The organism is Clostridia bacterium, assembly GCA_012841935.1.
Classification (GTDB): Bacteria; Bacillota; Peptococcia; order DRI-13; family DTU073; genus DUTS01.
The window spans coordinates 1-2,610 of sequence record DUTS01000114.1 but is presented as its reverse complement, the minus strand read 5'-3'; the positions used below and the strand labels follow the sequence as shown (position 1 = coordinate 2,610).

The 2,610-nt window shown below is 42.3% G+C and carries 4 protein-coding genes; all 4 read left to right on the top strand.

Features of this window, described 5'->3' with window-relative positions; translation table 11 throughout:
* The first annotated feature begins 123 nt into the window (after positions 1 to 123).
* The gene (fsa, locus tag GX687_06450) at positions 124 to 768 is read left to right on the top strand and encodes a fructose-6-phosphate aldolase (GenBank protein HHX97077.1); all 645 of its coding nucleotides are present in this window, start codon (positions 124 to 126) and stop codon (positions 766 to 768) included.
* A gap of 51 nt (positions 769 to 819) precedes the next feature.
* Positions 820 to 1,794 carry a class II fructose-bisphosphatase gene (gene glpX / locus GX687_06445; GenBank protein HHX97076.1) on the top strand — a complete coding sequence of 325 codons (975 nt, stop codon included), beginning with the start codon at positions 820 to 822 and terminating at the stop codon, positions 1,792 to 1,794.
* A 117-nt stretch (positions 1,795 to 1,911) separates the two neighbouring features.
* The gene (locus GX687_06440; GenBank protein ID HHX97075.1) at positions 1,912 to 2,055 is read left to right on the top strand and encodes a hypothetical protein; all 144 of its coding nucleotides are present in this window, start codon (positions 1,912 to 1,914) and stop codon (positions 2,053 to 2,055) included.
* 220 nt (positions 2,056 to 2,275) lie between these two features.
* The gene (gene rpmE, locus GX687_06435; GenBank protein ID HHX97074.1) at positions 2,276 to 2,476 is read left to right on the top strand and encodes a 50S ribosomal protein L31; all 201 of its coding nucleotides are present in this window, start codon (positions 2,276 to 2,278) and stop codon (positions 2,474 to 2,476) included.
* Positions 2,477 to 2,610: the final 134 nt, after the last annotated feature.

Below are 2,610 nucleotides of genomic sequence, written 5' to 3'. Positions count from 1 at the left end.
CGAAGTTAAGCCCTTGGACTGTTATATCAAACAGCGGTAGGTTTTATCCGAAACTGGACAGGAAGAACAGGGAAACAAACAGAACTTATAGAGTTTTATAAGGTTTTGGCAACGGTGTATCTTTTGGAACTTTTTTTGGATACCGCAAATTTAGCAGAAATTAAAGCCGCGGCTGCTTATGGGGTAATTTCTGGGGTAACGACCAATCCCACATTGGTAGCACGGGAAAAAGGGGAATTTGCGGATTTGGTGGCTGAAATTATTAAATTGATCCCTGGACCGGTAAGTGCGGAAGTGTTGGCTGAGGATACGGAGATGATGTTAAGTGAGGCCCGCCAATTGGCTCAAATCGGAGCTAATGTGGTGATTAAAATTCCGCTTACACCTGCTGGGGTAAAATGTTTGCCTATTTTAGCTGCTGAGGGAATAAAAACTAATGTTACGTTAATTTTTTCATTAAATCAGGCTTTGTTGGCAGCACGTGCTGGAGCTAGTTTTGTCAGTCCTTTTGTGGGCAGATTAGATGATATTGGCTGTAATGGACTTAGTTTAGTGGCTCAAATTGCCGAAGTCTATAATTATTATCAATTACCTACTAAAATTATTGCTGCTAGTATCCGCCATCCTGCTCATGTCGAAGGGGCTGCTTTGGCTGGTGCCCAAATCGCAACACTTCCCTATTCGGTACTGCAAAAAATGTTTGTTCATCCTTTAACAACAATCGGGTTAGAACAGTTTGCACGTGATTGGCAAAAGGGGATAAAATAGGGATAGAAGAGGAGGAGAAAGAGGATGACCACTGAAAGACTATGTTCAGTAATGAAACGGGAACTGGCTTTGGAATTTGCCCGGGTAACCGAGGCGGCGGCAATTGCTTGTGCACGCTGGTGGGGGCGTGGTGATCGCAATTCGGCGGACCGTGCCGCGGTAACAGCCATGCGGCGTATGTTTGATACAGTAAATATTGACGGAATAGTAGTAATCGGGGAAGGGGAAAGAGATGAAGCCCCCATGCTTTATATTGGGGAAAAAGTGGGTAGTGGACAAAATATTCAGGTTGATGTGGCTGTTGATCCCTTAGAAGGTACTAATTTGGTAGCTAAAGGGTTAACTGGTGCTATTTCCGTTTTGGCCGTGGCTCCCAAAGGTTGTCTTTTGCATGCTCCGGATATGTATATGGAAAAAATTGCGGCAGGCCCTGCTGCGGTGGGTAAAATAAATTTAAATGCTACTGTAAGTGAAAATGTTAGGGCTGTAGCCCAAAGTTTAAATAAAACGGTACAAGATGTTACAGTAGTGGTTCTTGATCGTGATCGACATCGTAAAATTATTGAGGAATTAAGAACTATGGGTGCCCGTATTAAGCTAATTACTGATGGAGATGTTTCGCCTGCGGTGGCTACTTGTATTCCTGGTTCGGGAATTGATATGGTTTTAGGAATTGGGGGTGCCCCAGAAGGGGTTTTGACTGCAGCGGCTTTACGCTGTATGGGGGGAGAATTTCAAGGCAGGTTATGGCCTTTAAATAAAGAAGAAATTCAGCGGGCTCATAAATTGGGTGTTAAAGATTTGCAAAAGATTTTAACGTTGGATGATTTAGTGAAAGGTAATGATGTGATTTTCGCGGCCAGTGGTGTTACTGATGCTGATTTCTTAAAAGGTGTCCGCTATTATGGTAATTCTGTATCTACTCACACTGTGGTTATGCGGGGAGCTTCGGGAACAGTAAGGTTTTTGGAAGCACGTCACCGTATGGATAAGAAGTCACAGTATCTTTCTATTTCTGGGAGATAAACATATTAGCGTTCAAGTGTTAATTCCGGAGAAATTTGTCTGTTTTCTTTTTGGTTTTCGCTGTTTTCCTTTACGGCTTGAATAGCTTCTAAATAGTCGGCAAGACTTTTGGAAGGATTGGGCCCCGAAAAATCCGGTTCAGAACCGGCTGCTAAATTGAATTTAAAGGCTTCTTCTATTTCCGCTGATTTAGGTTTGGGGGCAAAACATTTGAGAATGCTTTTGGCAGGTAGGGACCTAAGTTTTGTTAAGCGTCCGTGAAGTTCGACACAGACTTTAGAAATGGCTACGTGCTAAGCAGCGACTTCGGAAACAATGATAAAAAAACGATTTTGATAAATAAATTTTCTTTTAACGAGGAGCACCACCTTTGACGAATTTACTATAGTAATATGATTTTGCTGATAAAGTGGTGCTTGCACCCTTTTGAGGGGTATGCTATAATAACAAAATGTAATCGGGTTGGAAAGAAGGTGGCGTTATGAAAAAAGAAATTCATCCTCGCTATTATCAGGCAACGGTAACCTGTGCTTGTGGTGCGACATTTGAAACCGGTTCTACAAAAGAGGAATTAAAAGTTGAGCTTTGTTCCAAATGTCATCCCTTTTTTAGTGGTAAACAGCGTAATGTTTTTACGCGGGGACGGGTAGAGCGGTTTAAAGCCAAGTATGGTTTAGAATAGTGAACACAGGCAGAGCCGGGGCTCTGCTTTGTTGTTTAAAAAGGGGAGGCGAGGGGCTGTTGACATGAAACTATAAAATATTATAGAACCCGCTTGCTAAACTATAACTTTTGTGTTATATTATTAGCAGGAGG